7 protein-coding genes and 1 tRNA gene are annotated in these 16,212 nt (G+C 40.7%); 1 reads left to right on the forward strand and 7 read right to left on the reverse strand.

Features of this window, described 5'->3' with window-relative positions; all coding sequences use genetic code 11:
- Window positions 1–73 precede the first annotated feature (73 nt).
- The 6 genes from AXE83_RS07225 to AXE83_RS07255 form a co-directional block, all read right to left on the reverse strand.
- The gene (locus AXE83_RS07225; RefSeq protein ID WP_083501001.1) at window positions 74–6,931 is read right to left on the reverse strand and encodes a SpGH101 family endo-alpha-N-acetylgalactosaminidase; all 6,858 of its coding nucleotides are present in this window, start codon (window positions 6,929–6,931) and stop codon (window positions 74–76) included.
- A 329-nt stretch (window positions 6,932–7,260) separates the two neighbouring features.
- Window positions 7,261–9,591: a DNA translocase FtsK gene (locus AXE83_RS07230; RefSeq protein WP_083501002.1), complete on the reverse strand. Its 2,331-nt coding sequence runs from the start codon at window positions 9,589–9,591 to the stop codon at window positions 7,261–7,263.
- Window positions 9,592–9,722: 131 nt separating this feature from the next.
- Window positions 9,723–10,511, reverse strand: coding sequence for a HEAT repeat domain-containing protein (locus tag AXE83_RS07240; RefSeq protein ID WP_060955951.1), 789 nt, complete (start codon window positions 10,509–10,511; stop codon window positions 9,723–9,725).
- A 256-nt stretch (window positions 10,512–10,767) separates the two neighbouring features.
- Window positions 10,768–12,723 (reverse strand): PTS fructose transporter subunit IIABC, encoded by a 1,956-nt coding sequence (locus tag AXE83_RS07245; RefSeq protein ID WP_060955952.1) that lies wholly within the window; start codon window positions 12,721–12,723, stop codon window positions 10,768–10,770.
- Window positions 12,720–13,631, reverse strand: a complete 912-nt coding sequence (gene pfkB / locus AXE83_RS07250; RefSeq protein ID WP_049549066.1) for a 1-phosphofructokinase — start codon at window positions 13,629–13,631, stop codon at window positions 12,720–12,722. Before pfkB ends, AXE83_RS07245 begins: the two co-directional genes overlap by 4 nt.
- Window positions 13,628–14,368: a DeoR/GlpR family DNA-binding transcription regulator gene (locus AXE83_RS07255; protein ID WP_060955953.1), complete on the reverse strand. Its 741-nt coding sequence runs from the start codon at window positions 14,366–14,368 to the stop codon at window positions 13,628–13,630. Before AXE83_RS07255 ends, pfkB begins: the two co-directional genes overlap by 4 nt.
- A gap of 161 nt (window positions 14,369–14,529) precedes the next feature.
- Here AXE83_RS07255 and AXE83_RS07260 point away from each other — a divergent pair.
- A tRNA-Ser gene (locus AXE83_RS07260) sits at window positions 14,530–14,617 on the forward strand.
- 158 nt (window positions 14,618–14,775) lie between these two features.
- Here AXE83_RS07260 and AXE83_RS07265 read toward each other — a convergent pair.
- Window positions 14,776–16,110 (reverse strand): Nramp family divalent metal transporter, encoded by a 1,335-nt coding sequence (locus AXE83_RS07265; protein WP_000094598.1) that lies wholly within the window; start codon window positions 16,108–16,110, stop codon window positions 14,776–14,778.
- Window positions 16,111–16,212 lie beyond the last annotated feature (102 nt).

The following is a 16,212-nucleotide window of genomic DNA, read 5'->3' on the forward strand; positions in this document are numbered from 1 at the left end:
TCTGGGTTTTCTTTTTCTCCACGACAATGAATGTGGAGTCTAAGCTCTCTTTTAATGAAAACTTTTTTGTATTTTAATCTTCTTTTCTTTTTGCAAGAAATAGAGCAGACATTGCTAGACTGAGGCTGGCAAGGAAGAAGAGATGCTCTGACTTGCTAGTACCAGTTTCTGGAAGTTTATCCTTCGCTTCTTGTTTAGCTGCTACTTCCTTCATTTCTGGTTTAGCAGTATCAACTGATTTCTGATCAAGTTTTTGTACTGCAGCATCCTGTGGTTTATGATCCAGTTTCTCTGTTGATGGAGTCTGTACTTGACTTCCAGGTTCCTCAGTTAATGGAGTTTGTGGTTTATGTCCTGGCTCTCCTACTGATGGCGTTTGTGGTTTAGAAACTTGTTTATAAACTACTGCAAAGTGTCCTAGCTGACTAGTTGTAAACTCAACTGTACCTTGACCATTTGTAAAGCTTACTGCTTCACCTGATGCAGTGTAATATACTCCAGCTACTTCACCAGAAACTGGAAGTCGAACGAGCACTACACCCTTCGCTTGAACCTCATGCTTATCTTTATCAACTAGATGAAGAGCATAAGCATCAAATTTCACACCTTGTAGACTTTGGTCTGTTACTTTTTGAACTTTAAGATTAAGATCTGTAGCCAAATCTCTTGCAAGTCCTGCAACTACAACTCCTGTAGTCTTATCTGACAAGACACGAACACCTTCAGTTGGTTTGTCTACTGTAGGTGCAGCTTGGTCACCTGCTGTTCCGATTGCACCTGTATACTCTGGAACTTCGTGTACAGCGGCTTCAGCTGCGTTCACACCACCAGTAAACTCTGGTACTTCATGGATTGCGGCTTCAACACCATTTACACCACCTGTGAATTCTGGAAGGTCAACAACTGGTGCTGCTTCATCACCCTTGCTTGAAGTTGGAGTTTCAGGTTTAGGTTCTGGAGTTGGTTCTGGATCTGGAGTTGGGGTAGGTGTTTGGTCTTTCAATTGGTCGAGATAATCTGTAAAGAATTCAAGCATTCTATTTGTTAAGAGATGATTATCTGTTGCAAATTTCATGCTGGCAACAACACTTGCTACTTCCTCTTGATTACTCTTATCAGTCAATTTTTGAGCTTTTGCCAAGGCTGCTTCATAGGCTGCAGTATCAAGACCAGTTTCAGCAACTTGTGGACGAGCAAAGATCAATTCTGCAGCTGATTGATATTGGTTTTCAGTATCACCGTAGGTTCTTGTTCCAGTTAGAACAATCTTTTTAGCCTTGATAGTCTTACCAAAGTCAATATCTTTTGGTTTATTATTGTTAGCCCAATTGGTTGCATTGAAGGTATGTTCCTTACCTGTTTCATCAGTAACCACAAGAGTGACATCTCTCAAGTTACCATTTGATCCTGAACCACGTGGAACGTAACGGAAGCCAGTAATTTCAGTTGGTTCCTTCAAGACCATAGTTGCAGGTTTACCAACATCTCCTCCGCTCCATGATGTATGCCATAGACTTGACACGTTGCTATCAAAGGCATTTTCAAGACCTTCACCAGCCTGAGCAGGAGCTGTAAGACTTGCAAAGTCATCTGCTACAAGAGCTGTTTTCTTCATCACTAAAGCGTCTTTAAGAGCATTGACCTTAGCAATTTCAGACTTAGCTTCTTCTACACTGATATCATCGTCTGCTTGGCTGAGGTTGAAGACAGCTTCTTTCAAAGCATCCATTGTTTCTTTAGTGTAGTTAGTCATCGCAACAGTTGGAAGATAGTTCTTGACAGCATTTTCTGTCATCATCTTACCAGTCAAGACAATTTCTTCGATTTGAAGTCTGTCCATGATGAAGTCATTGTAGCCACGGAAGTTAGCATTACCACCTGAGTCTCCTCGAGTGTTACTTGCATTACCTGTAGAGTAGATACCTACCCAGGTATCGCCAGTTTCTGCACCTGTTACTAGGAAGGTTGCACGTTTCGCTTTCTTAGAATCTGTCCAAGTATTTGCCAATTCATGCATTTCCAAATTACTTGCTTGTCCAGATTGGAATTCTCCCTTACCGACTACAAAGGCGTAAGTACTGTCAGATCCAGCTTCATAGTCAAATGTAATACGATAGGTCTTGCCTGCTTCAAAGCGGAAGTTTTGCGGAATTGTTTGGTAAACCAAGTTACGACGACTTACAAGTCCATTTGTCTTGAGTGACCAATTTCCTTCGATAACATCATCAACTTTCTTGCCGTTCCAGTCACGTTGTGTGTATGGAGCATGTTTTTCAGACAAGTGAGTACGGTTATCTTCAACACCCTCGATACCACCGATGACAAATGGGAAGATACCTTGACCAACATTTTCAAAGTCTTGTTTGAAGACGCCTGTTGCAGTATCGTGACCGTCTCCGTACATATTTGATTCATTTTCAAAGGTACGAATTTCATCGAAGTAAGTTGCCTCATCGCCTGCTTCACGACTCAAGGTCAAGGTTACATTTGATACATCTGAACCTGTTGTGAAGAAAGCATACATATTTTGGAAGTAACTTGTGTTATCAACTGTTGCATTGCTACGACGAGTATTGTGAGCATAGGCTTTTACATAGTTGAGAGCGAGTGACTTGTTTGTGTAGTTGGTTACTTCTTTTTCACCAGTATTAACGGTAATACTTGCTTTAGCATCACTACGGTTGTCGACACCGACATACACTGCGTATTTAGTATTTGGTTTCAAGCCAGTCAATTTTTGAGTGAGACTAACTTTTTCTTTATTGCCTTGGATGCGGAGCATTTGGTTTGCACCTTGAGACTTCACGATTTCAGCCTTAGAAGCATCTCCTGAAATCTTCCAATGATCCAAAGATTCACTGTTAAATCCTTGGTCATAGATGTGCATTCCTTCACTCCATGACATTTCTGGATTTGTTTGTTTAGAACGATAGAGAACATATGGCTGATTTGCAGTGAGATCAAGGGTAATCTTACCGTCTTTCACGGCAACTTCTTTTTCCTCAGTCTTACCTTGGTCAGTTAGTTTATAAAGGTAAACCTTACCATTTGCCCAGTCGCTAGGAAGTGTCCAAGTTGTTGCACCTGCTTCAGTATTGAAGTAGTACATTTTTTCCTTGTCACTTTCAAGCTTATTACCATTTGCATCCCAGTTCCAAGGTGTCAAGTAGGCTGAACCATCTTGAATGACACGATCGTTAAGTGTAACAATTCGTTCACGATATTGTGGGCTGTTGACATCATTGGATTTACGAGTTACCACAACCTTGTTATTTGCAGCATCAACCAATTCGACTTTCATTTCTGGAGTCCATTTATAGGTACTACCATTGTCAGTCATGGTTACTGGTTTACCATCTTCCCATTTGCTGACTGTGAAGTGTTGGAAGTACTTAGTCATAACGTCATGAGCAAACAAGTTTGTTACATAACCGTTATAATCACTACGTCCTTGCCATCCTTCGAAGTCCTTCATGCTATAACCGCCTAGAAGTGGGTAGTCAGCTGCACCACCATAACTTCTGTAGTCACCAACCCAAGAATCTTTTTGGTGGTTACGGATAAAGCGAGTGATGGCACTGTTAATACCTTTATTTGTATAGCCACCGTAGGTCAAGTCAGCTGCCCAGTGTTGGAAGGTAGAATCATATTCACCACCATGACCCCACTCAATAGCAAAGCGCCAACCTTGTTTGTTAATTTCTTTAGCAATAACGTGAGTTGCCCAGGCACCGTTGTCACCTGATTGACCGTTACCCCATACGTCGACATAGATGAAGTCTAGACCTTCACCCAATTCCTTCTTCAACTCTTCCCAACGGGCTAGACGCCCATGAGCGAGGTCATAACCAGCATCAATATTGATACCTTGGTCAAGCCAGTTCCAACCGTAGCTGTAGCTACCATCTGCATTTTTACGAAGAATATCTTCATTAAAGTATTTAGACTCAGGATAGGTTTCTGAAGCATTAACGTGGATACCAAGGTGTGCACCATATTTCTTAGCTTTCTCAATAAGAGTCTTAAAGTCTTCAACACCACCGATACGTTTACCGATATCCGCGTAGTTCAAGTGACCAGAGTCATGTCCTTCACTTCCGTATCCCTTAAGAAGAACACCTTGACCAAGACCATCGGTGTGGAGGTTGATCTTCTTGATACCATCCAAGGTCATGAGGAATGGGTTTTGTGCTTGTGAACCAAAGTTCATAGCGATACGGTAAGCTGTAATGTCTTTAACTTTTTCCCAACCTTGAGGGTTGTTCATGATGCTACGGTAAGCGATGGCACCATCTTGCCAGTCAACCTTATGGTCAGCATTAGCATCTTCAGTGATGACAACTTTTGCACTTGGAAGTTCTTGAGTGTATGCTGGGAAGACAACTCCATTGTGGGCTTTTTCCCATTGCCATTCAGAGCTATGAATTTCCACATAGTTGGCATTGCCAATCGTATTCTTGTAAGCTGTCAAACGTGTCCAGTCGTAAGAACCACCACCATAGCTATTTTGTGAGTTGCTCCATACACCTGCAGCGAGTTTATCTGTTGAAACAAATCCGTACATGTAGCCTTTGGCTAATTCTTTCATTGGATTTGTTACTTCGATATGGTCATCACCACTGACGTGAGTGTTGTTTGACATGGTTGCCCCATCAAACTTAGCTCCTGCTTGCTCGCTAGAAACAGATACCAAGGCATTTCCTAGGAAGCTGATGGAAGAAAGTAATTTACGTTCGTCATCAATCTTTTGTCCTGGTGTCACTTGGTTATGGTTGACAATCTTAGTCACATCAAAGTGAAGTTGGTTGTCCACTACTTGCAAACGAACAGTCATATCTGCATTGATGAGGTTTTCCTCATCACGGAGTTTCATTTCATACTCGGCAGTCGTTGCATTGACCTTCTTATAGGTAACTTCAGGAGTCACAGCGTGCTTGTTAATCACCACTTGATTAATTGGTTGCACTTGACCTGGAAGTTTGTTGCCGTTTAGGACGTATTCTTTAATACGTGGGAAGGCTTGGTCGATGACTGCTTTTAAGACTGTAGATTCGATAGTATCGTACTTGACATTGCTATCATCCACTGTATTTCCCTTTTCTTTTTCAGCGGCTTCTTGATTGTTTTTCACACCTTCTTGGTCATCAGTTTTGACATTGACAATTGTTCGTTCGCTACTGTTATAAGTTCCAGCTTTAAGAACAATTTTCTTCTCATCTTTGAGTTTGTCATTTACTGCAGATGGCAAGGTCACTGTGTCAAAGAGTTTGACATCATTGTTAGTTGCATTGAGCTGTCCATCCGATTTAAGGCTAATCGTCAAGTGATTCTCAGAACCATTTACTGGAGCTGCAACACGTCCACCTTGGTACCAAAGTCCACTTCCATTTGACTTGTATTCCCAGAACCATCCGCCTTGGTCATAACCTACAAAAACGTTGTTATCGGTATCTTTAAATTTCATAAAGACACCAAAGCGAGATTTACCTGTTTCAGATTCTTCTTTAAAGGTCAAATCAACTGTGGCATTCCCATTAGCATCAACTGTCAAACCATCTTTTTCAAACAAGGCTGGTTTCTTACCATTGTCATTTTGAGCAGTTGAAGCTAGTTGGTTATAACGAACTCCATTTTCTTCACGGATTGTTACTGTTCCCTGTTGGTCTTTATTCTCAACCGTTTTCCATTCTGGAGTCACTTCTTTCGATTCAGCCGGTTTATTCTCAGCAGGTTTATTTTCTGCTGGTTTGTTTTCTGCTGGCTTATTGTCAGCTGGTTTTTCTTCTTGAGGTTTATCCTCTTTTGGTTTTTCTTCCTTGTCCTCATCTTGTTTATCGAGAGCATCTAGACCAGCTGGTTTCGTTGTTTCAATACCCTTGATATAGTTTTGAATCCATTCTAGCTGAGCAGGTGAGAAGAGTATACCACCACTACGTTTACCAGATACACCATTTTGGTGAATACCAATCAATTTCCCATTTTCATCGAAAATGCCACCACCACTGGCACCTGGTTCACTTCCTTGATAGCTAATTCCACGAACACCTTCTCCGTGATTATTAATATCCTCAACAGTTGTATTCAGAATCGGATCAAGCTCTCCTTTTGGATATCCAAATACATGGACCTTATCTCCTACCTTAGTTGTCGCAGGTTTATCAGTCACTTCAACAGGCGCGTTTGCAAGAGGTGTACGAAGCTTAATGATTGCCAGGTCATTTTTATATCCTTTGAGGAATCCTTCACGATCCCAGTGTTTCACATCATTTTTACTGAATTTGACGTCTGGTGCCCCTTGATAAGAAATTGTGTAAACATCTTCATCACTTTCAACATTATCAGCTACCTTACGATTATTGCCATCTGGAACATCTTTGATAAAGTTATGAGAAACAGACAAAACGAGATTTTCCCCGATAACGATACCACTACCGAGACCAGCAGGGCTTTTAATTTCGACAGTCGCGCCGTAGTTTAATTCTCCATTTTTTGTTTTAGCAACATCTTCTGGGACTAAACTTTTATCTTCTTTTTCTAGTTCTTCTTTTGAGGCAGTGCGGCCATTTTCTTCAGCCTTATCAAGTTTTCCACGTAGTTCTTCAGGAAGAGTATCTGAAGTTGCTGAGCTTGTTGCAGTTTCTTTTTCTTTTGCCAGCAATTCTTCTTCAGTCTTTGGTCCTTCAGTTACTTCAGGAGAGCCTTGATCTTCACCTGGTTTTGGTGCTTCAAAGTCATGCCCATCATCCTCTTTAGCATTGGCAAGAGCTGCCGCCAAATCAGCTGGCATAGTCGCTGTTGAACCTGTTTGTGCAGAATCTGCGAGAACAGTGCTAGTTCCAAAGAAAGCTGCACCAATCATAACAGAAGCAACCCCTAATGAAAATTTCCGAATACTATATTTGCAACGTTTTTCAAATAATCCTTTATCCATCGGTTTTTTTGTTCCTTTCAGTTTACCAAGTAAGCGTTTGCATTTTATTTTAAAAAAATATCCTCCTCAATTTTTAAACACTTCTGGATAAACATATAATTTTTTCTATACCAAATTAATATATCAAAAACAGTTTAAAAAATCAATACTTTAACAGGTAAAACTAGTAAAAGTAAAATCCGATTATTAGGCAAGTCTGAAACGATTTTCAGATAGCCTTATTTCTAAAGAAATCGCTATAAAAAGGAAACTTCATCGTAAAAGTTAGACCATTTTTGACTAACTTTTCAATAAAGTTTCCATGCATTTTTATACTATTTTTACGTTTTTTATTGTTGTAAAACCTTTCGTGGCTTCGTTCCTTCTGCTGGACCAATAACCCCAGCCATCTCTAACTCTTCCATCAAGCGAGTTGCTCGGTTAAAACCAACTGATAATCTACGTTGAATCATGGATGCGCTCGCTTTTTGAGTTTCAATGACCAGAGCCTTAGCTTCTTCAAATAGCGGATCTCCACCTTCATCTCCTGTGCCAGACTCACCTTCTGTCTCAGAAACCTCTCCGGGATCAAAGCTTTCATCATAATCAGCATCTGCTTGAGCCTTGATAAAGCTAACAATACGTTCCACATCATCATCCGAGATAAAGGAACCTTGCAGACGAACAGGGTGGTTTTCATCGATTGGTTTAAAGAGCATGTCCCCTCGACCAAGCAATTTTTCCGCACCATTTTCATCCAAAATCGTACGTGAATCCGTTCCTGAAGAAACAGCAAAGGCTACACGTGACGGTACATTGGCCTTAATAAGACCAGAAATAACATCTACTGAAGGACGTTGGGTTGCAAGAATCATGTGAATACCAGCTGCACGCGCCTTTTGTCCGAGTCGGATAATGGCATCTTCTACTTCTTTGCTAGCAACCATCATAAGATCAGCCAACTCGTCCACGATCACGACAATCAAAGGCAGAGGTACTTGTTTGTACTCGGACTGAGCGTTGAATTCCTCAACTTTCGAATTGAAACCAGCAATATTCCGAACGCCGACTTTAGCAAAGAGTTCATAGCGATTTTCCATTTCATCTACGACTTTTTGAAGAGCCTTACTTGCCTTTCGAGGATTGGTTACAACCGGAATCAAGAGATGGGGAATATCGTTGTAGACCGACAACTCGACCATCTTAGGATCCACCATCATAAACTTGACTTGGTCTGGGCGAGCCTTCATGAGAATACTTGCGATAATCCCATTAACTGCAACAGATTTACCTGAACCGGTCGATCCAGCCACAAGTAAGTGAGGCATTTTAGCCAAATCAAAACTACGTGCAGTTCCATTAACGGCTTTGCCAAGGGGAATTTCTAGCAGATTTTCAGGTTTAGTTTGCGATTGTTCCCAGAGTTCTCGGAAAGATACGGTCGCAATTTCAGAGTTAGGCACTTCAATCCCGACCAAGGATTTCCCTGGAATTGGAGCTTCGATACGGACATCTTTCGCAGCCAAGGCCAAAGCCAAGTCATCTGCTAGATTGGAAATACGATTGACACGAACACCAACGGCTGGCTTGACTTCGTACTTGGTAACTGATGGTCCGATTTCAGCACGTTCAACCGTTACCTTGATACCGAAACTCGCAAAGGTTTCTTCCAAAATCTTGATATTCTCGCGAACGATTTTCTTTTCTTTTGACTGATCTTTTGGTTTATCAGGTGCAAAGAGTTGCAAGCTGGGGAGTTTGTACTCTAAAGCTTTTTTAGCAGAAAAATCTACCTCAACATCCTCATCATCTAAGAATTCAGCTTCCTCTGGAATATCAACTTCGCTAGGAACTTCATAGTCTGCTTGAGGGAGAATAATTTCAGGTTCTATCCATTCTTCCTCAGGAAGAGGTGGTAAATCATCAAAGTGAACAGGGGGAGCTTCTAAAATCTCGCCAGTTTCCATATCAACAGGAGGTATATCCAACAAGGCTTGCTCTGCTTGTTCTTTTTCTAGTCTTTCCTGCTCCTCTATCTCCTTACGCGCTTTTTCTTCTTCCCGTTTGATGAAGCGTTCTTGTTTCTTCAGCTCGCGTCGCTCCATCCAAAGCGAAAAACGTGCTCCAAGAAAATCAGCAACGTCATAGACAGACCAGGGACTGACTAGAAGAGCACCAATCAAGATTAAGATGGCTCCGATAAAGTAAGTACCAATATTTGAAAAAAGAAAGGCGACTGGAATATAAAGGGCAACACCTAGCAACCCTCCTCCAGCAAAGCTAGTCACACGAAAACCGGTCAAATCTGTCAATACTTGGGCTAAAGTTCCCTTAAAGACCGACTGCTCTAAGCCATATTTCCATACAAGATAAGCTTCAAAAATCAGCAATAAGCCTGAAAAAATGCAAAGAAAACCTGAGATCAGACCTTCTTGCTTCCGAATCCATTTGAAGAAAAAAAGATAGACTAGAACGACAAAGATGACCAGATAGGCCAGACTTCCTACTAGTAATCGAATAAGATTATAGAGGGTGAGTCCAACTGCTCCTAATCTCAAAGCAGCGAACATTAAGCAAAAAGCTATGACTAAGGAAATTAACATCCGTTGGATAGCTTGCTTTCTTTCTAATTCAGCTTTTGACGGTCTCCGTCTTGTTTTACTTGTATTCTTGTTTGCCATGCTTCTATTATACCATATTTCAGAAACATCTAGAAAAATCAAAAAAATGACTGAATCTGCTAGATACAATCATTTTTCGTTGATATTTCTGCACTTTCTTTTCTATATGATTTTTCAACAACCTTGTCTCACTATTTCTTTAAAAATCTAATTGCTGATTTTCTTGCTTTCTCAATCTTTTCGATTTCCAACTTCTCTACAGCAGATGTAGGGATCCATCTTTTCCCAAACAATACCTGGGCTGCTTCTATCATCAGAGCGCAAGCCTGCAAGTCCTTTTCTTCTGTAATTGCTTCACAAAACAAATCCTTCGTTTTTTCCATTAAGATTTCTTTTTTTACTTGATGAAAAGATAATTGCATTAGACTACTGGCAGACCAGGCACGACAAAGAGCATCTTGGTCAGTCAAGAGATGTTGTCCTAAGATTTCTATCTCACTTATTGAACCAATCCAACCTAGAGAAATGATTAGCTTTCTACGATTCGAAGCTTCTGAACTAGGTAAAAGAGAGATTAGAACAGGAAGTACTTGCTTGCAAGAAAACGCATAAAAATCTCTATGTCTTGCTTTGGAGAGGATTTTCGCTAGAAGATATACAATCAAAACGCGTTGACTCTCCACTTCCTCTTGATTGAGAGTTTCTAAAAGATAATCGATTCCCGCCTGCCCATGCTGGTCAAAACTCGCTTCAAAATTCAGGTCAGTTCCTTCCTCCCAATCGTTGCAAATAAGCTCAAAATGATAGGCAATTTCTGGGCTCCTACCTAAATCAGCTATAAAATGAATTCGTTTAGAATCGGGAAAATTCTCTTTCACCAAGCTGGAATAGGTCTCTTGCAACTCTTCCTTTGTAAGATTTTGGCAACAAATCTTAGATTTCTCTCGTTTGTCGATTTCTTCTTTTCTAGAATCACTCATGACACTTTTCTCCTCTAAGGTATTTGTAGAACTTTAGAATTCTGTTATTTATACTAATTCAAACCACGTCAGCGTCGCCTTACCGTACTCAAGTACAGCTTGCGGCTAGCTTCCTAGTTTGCTCTTTGATTTTCATTGAGTATTAAATTCTCTACGATTTACCTCTATTATATCACTTTAGAGACCGGTCTCTCTAACTCCATTATCAAAAAATGACTGCCCACTTTCGTGTTCAGTCATTTGAATCTATTTGTGATTATTTTTCTAATGGTTTACGAAGGTAACCATAAACTACACCACTAACAAGTGCTCCTACCAAGACAAAGACAAGGTAAAGAAGGGCATTTGTTGTAAGAGCGATAACGAAGATTCCTCCGTGAGGTGCCATCAGTTTGATTCCTGCAAGACCAACAAGTCCACCTGCTACTGCTGAACCAAGGATAAAGCTTGGGATAGCACGAGCTGGGTCAGCTGCACCAAACGGAATCGCACCTTCAGTGATGAATGACAAGCCCATTACGATATTTGTCAAACCAGAGTTACGTTCTTCTTTGGTGAATTTATCTTTGAAAAGAAGAGTTGCGACAAAGATTGCAAGTGGTGGAACCATTCCTCCAGCCATAACCGCTGCCATGGCTACTGAACCACCTGTTGACACTGTTGCTGCAAGAGTACCAGTACCGAAGACATAAGCTGCTTTATTAACAGGTCCACCCATATCGACAGCCATCATTCCTCCAAGAACGACTCCTAGAAGGACAGCCGAACCACCTTCAAGACCACAAAGGAAGTTGTTCATACCGGTGTTGATAGCAGCCATAGGGATGTTCACAGCCAGCATAACAAATCCTGTCAAGATTGTTCCAAAAAGTGGCAAGAGAAGGATTGATTTAGCACCTTCAAGAGAACGTGGAACCTTCACGTATTTCTTAACCAAGAGAACTAAGGCACCAGCGATAAATCCACCAACAAGGGCTCCTAGGAAACCTGATGATACACCTGCAAGAGCTGAAGTTGCTTCACCACCTTGAGCGTAAGGGATTTTACCAAAGGCAAAACCTTCTTTGGCAATAGCTCCAGCTACGAAACCTGCTACCAAACCTGGTTTTTCAGCGATTGAGTAAGCAACATATCCTGCAAATACTGGAAGCATCAAACCAAAGGCCGCACCACCAATTTTCATGAACATAGAAGCGAGTTCATGGTAAGATCCAAGATTTCCGAGGCTATCGTTTGGCACACCCATAGCACCATCAATTAAGAAGGCAAGGGCAATCATGATACCACCACCGATAACGAATGGCAACATTTGAGATACACCACTCATCAAGTGTTTGTAGAAAGCACCACCGACACTTTGTTTTTCGTTAGATGCTGTTGAAGCTTGCACTCCATTAGCAGCACGATATACTTCAGCATTACCAGAAAGAGCCAAGTTGATCAACTCTTCTGTCTTACGAATACCATCTGCAACTGGACGATTTACCAATGGTTTGCCATCGAAACGATCCATTTCAACTGCCTTATCTGCAGCGATGATAACAGCTTTAGCCTTACGAATATCTTCTGATGTCAATTTGTTGCCAACACCGCTAGCACCATTGGTTTCAACCTTGATACCGACACCCATTTCCGCGGCCACTTTTTGAAGAGCTTCTTGTGCCATGTATGTGTGGGCAATTCCTGTTGTACAAGCAGTTACAGCAACGATAAAGTCACCAGATTCATTCGCAGGAGCTTGTACTGGCTCTTGATCTTTTTCTGAAGCTTGGTTAAAGAGGTCAATAACTTGATCAGCTGATGTTACTTGACGAAGTTTGTCAGCAAAGCCGTCTTTCATCAAATATTGTGACAATTCTGCCAAGGCAGCCAAGTGAGTATCATTGGCACCTTCTGGAGCAGCAATCATAAAGAAGAGGTCAGTTGGTTGTCCATCTAAACTTTCGTAGTCAACACCCTTGTTTGATTTAGCAAAGAGAACAGTCGCTTCTTTGACAGCAGCGTTTTTGCTGTGTGGCATTGCAATACCATCACCCAAACCTGTAGAAGTCAAAGCTTCACGCGCTAAGATTCCTTCTTTAAAAGTTTCAAAATCTGTCACATATCCGTGCTCTACCAAGCTATGAATCATTTCTTCGATAGCTGCTGTTTTTTCAGTTGCTTGCAAATCAAGCAACATGACATCTTTTCTCAATAAATCCTGAATTTTCATCTTTTTTCTACCTCAACTTTTTCATAAGTCTCTTTAATAAATGCTGCAGTCGCCAAGTCATCTGAGAAGGTTGTTGCTGTTCCACAAGCCACTCCCCATTTGAAGGCTTCTACTGCGTCTTTTGATTTGACAAACTCACCAGTAAATCCAGCAACCATCGAGTCACCAGCACCCACTGAGTTTTTCACTGTTCCCTTGATCGGTTTAGCAAAGTATGCTCCATCCGATGTTACCAGAAGTGCTCCATCGCCAGCCATAGAGATAATTACGTTTTGAGCACCTTTAGCTAGCAATTCTCGAGCGTATTTCTCTATTTCATCAAGGCTTTCAAGCTTGACTCCAAAGATAGCTCCCAGTTCATGATTATTTGGTTTGACCAAAAGTGGTTGATAATCCAAACTATCAATCAAGGTTTGACCTTCAAAGTCACAGACTACTTGAGCGCCTGTCTGACGAGTCAAGGCAATCAAATCCTTATAAATGACATTGCCTAAGTTTTTTGCACTCGAACCCGCAAAGACAACTGTATCTTCTGCTGTTAAACTTGAAAGAATAGCTTTTAACTCTTCAAGTTGTTCAGCTTCAACAGTAGGACCAGTCCCATTGATTTCTGTTTCTTGATCTGCTTTTATCTTGACGTTGATACGCGTATCTTCTGCTACTTGGACAAAGCGTGTTTCAATATGCTCTTCAGCCAAAGTATCAGTGATAAATTTACCTGTAAAGCCACCGATGAAGCCTGTCGCTGTATTTGGAATATCCAAGCGTTTCAAGACACGGCTAACATTGATTCCCTTACCACCAGCAAACTTATCATCACTGTCCATACGATTGACACTACCAACTTCCACTTTATCCAGACGGACAATGTAGTCAATAGATGGATTTAGTGTGACTGTATAAATCATACTTCGATAACCTCCGTTTTCTCTTTGATAGCTGACAAGAGTTCGTGACCCTTGCTTGTAATGACAATAGCTCGTTTTATAGGGGCGACCTTAGCGAAACAAGACTGACCAACCTTAGACGAATCCGCCAAGACATAGGTTTGTTTGGCATTTTCTAGAATAGCACGCTTAACAGCTCCCTCCTCCATATCTGGAGTTGTATAATAACCTTCATCCACACCGTTCATTCCGATAAAGGCACGATCAAAGTGAAGTTGGTTAATCTGATTAAGCGCGACACCACCGATGCTGGCATCAGTTGTCATTTTAACCCCACCGCCAATAATAACTGTCGGGATTTGCTTATCCACTAATTGAACCGCATGGTGAATGGAGTTGGTCACAACAGTAATGTCTTTTCGCTCCAATTCCTTAATGAGAAAGGCTGTTGTACTTCCTGCATCCACAAAGATAACATCTTTTTCTTTGATGAGGGAAGCTGCTTTCTGCGCAATCAATTTTTTCTCTTGAAGGTTTTTGACAGATTTCTCTTGAATGGTTTCTTCTTCTTGCAAGGAGTGAGGCAACTCTGCTCCTCCATGCACTCGGCGAAGTTTATTTTTAGACTCCAATTCATCTAAATCGCGTCTAACTGTTGATTCTGAAGTATCTAGCAAGCCTACTAATTTCTCTAAAGTAACGACTTTATGTTTACCCAGCTCCTCTAAAATCAACTTTTTTCTCTCAGTTTTTAGCACTTACTCACCTCCTGTTAACGATTACAATAATCATTCTATCACAAAAAATAGCAAAGTCAAGCACATTTTGTCATTTTCTTTCATTTTCTATCATTTTGCCAATTGTTTGAATTTTATTTGCAAGATACTTGCCTTTATGTTAAACTATCTTAGTAAGTATTGGAAGATTACTCAAGAGGCTTAAGAGGCCGTGTTGGAAACGCGGTAGGCGTGTGAAAGCGTGCGTGGGTTCGAATCCCATGTCTTCCGTTGCTATAGTGTAGCTGCATCTTCATGCAGCTTTTTATAATGGATTTTTCATCTAAGATGAGAATTCCAAAAAAACACCCAAGAATTGAATCTTGGGTGTTTTTTTCTTCAATTTTAATTATCAAAATGATATTTTTTCTACTTCATGTTAAAAGGTCTTAAAAAATATCAAATAGCAATTTCACATTGAGAACAGTTAAGATAATGGAAACAATATAACCAAGGATAGTATTCCATTTGGCATTGGTAAATTCTCCCATCAGTGATTTCTTAGAAGTTAGATAAATCAGTGGGAAGATTGAAAATGGAAGAGCAATCGAAAGAAAGACTTGTGAATAAACCAATAACTGATCCAATGTTTTTTCCTGATGACCAAACAGAACCGCTACAATCATGACAGGCAACAAGGCAAAGAGACGAGTTGCCAAACGAATGAACCATTGAGGTAATCTCATATGCAAGAAACCTTCCATAACGATTTGTCCAGTCAAGGTACCCGTAATTGTCGAATTTTGACCACTGGCTAATAAAGCCAAGGCAAACAAGGTTGATAAGGTCGAGCTAGCTATAGCTCCTGCAATAGTAGAATCCTGCAAGGCATTATACATTTGAGAGAAGGCAGAAATCTCAGATGCATGGCCGAAAAAGAGAGCCGCCCCGAGAATTAATAGAAGGGAGTTAACCACAAAGGCCAAGGATAATTGGAGATTTGAATCCCAGGTCATAAAGCGCACGGCTTTTCGAACATCATTCTTGTCCTTGTGATTGATTTTCCGAGTTTGAGACAAGGAAGAATGCAAATAGAGGTTATGGGGCATCACTGTCGCACCCACGATACCTAACGCCAAGGTTAATTGACTTTCATGCCCTGGCAAAGGACTTTCAAATAAGGTTGCATTCGGTAGATAACCCTCAACGATTCCTTGGAAGCTTGGATGTGACAAAGCTACCAGATAAGTAAAGATTGCTAAAATCGTTAAAATCAGTGTTGTCACAATAGCTTCAATCTTCTTAAAGCCAAATTTCATCAAAAGCAATAAGAGAAAGACATCTAGAACCGTCAAAAGGATGGCTATCATAATCGGAATCTTAAAGAGAAGATTGAGAGCAATCGCTGAACCTAGAACTTCTGCCAGATCTGTCGCCATCAAGGCTAATTCTAAAATCACCCATAGACTATAACGAAGCCATTTAGGTGAATGATGAGCCGTTGCTTGAGCCAGGTCCATCTGGGTTACAATACCAAGCTTTCCTGCCATCTGCTGAAGTTGCATGGCAATGAGAGATGAAATCAAGATAACAAACAAGAGACTATACTTATAGGAAGCACCACCGACTACACTGGTAATCCAGTTTCCTGGATCCATATAACCAACTGCGACAAGAGCACCCGGACCTAAAAAGGCCTTTAAATTTTGCCAGAAATGATTGTTATTTGGAGTATCGATAGATTGATTAATCTCAGAGAGTGACACTTTTTTATGAGAAGACATAGATACTTACCTCTTTCTAAACCTACTTTTTCATTATTTTCTATTAGAGAAAAATAAGATTGACTTTAAACTATTAAAACAATGAAAACTATATGAAAAACA

The sequence above is a fragment of the Streptococcus sp. oral taxon 431 genome, from assembly GCF_001553685.1.
Taxonomy (GTDB): domain Bacteria; phylum Bacillota; class Bacilli; order Lactobacillales; family Streptococcaceae; genus Streptococcus.

Coding starts and splice junctions, on each gene's coding strand:
- AXE83_RS07225 (WP_083501001.1), bottom strand. CDS start 6,931: ATGGATAAAGGATTATTTGAAAAACGTTGCAAATATAGTATTCGGAAA.
- AXE83_RS07230 (WP_083501002.1), bottom strand. CDS start 9,591: ATGGCAAACAAGAATACAAGTAAAACAAGACGGAGACCGTCAAAAGCT.
- AXE83_RS07240 (WP_060955951.1), bottom strand. CDS start 10,511: ATGAGTGATTCTAGAAAAGAAGAAATCGACAAACGAGAGAAATCTAAG.
- AXE83_RS07245 (WP_060955952.1), bottom strand. CDS start 12,723: ATGAAAATTCAGGATTTATTGAGAAAAGATGTCATGTTGCTTGATTTG.
- pfkB (WP_049549066.1), bottom strand. CDS start 13,631: ATGATTTATACAGTCACACTAAATCCATCTATTGACTACATTGTCCGT.
- AXE83_RS07265 (WP_000094598.1), bottom strand. CDS start 16,110: ATGTCTTCTCATAAAAAAGTGTCACTCTCTGAGATTAATCAATCTATC.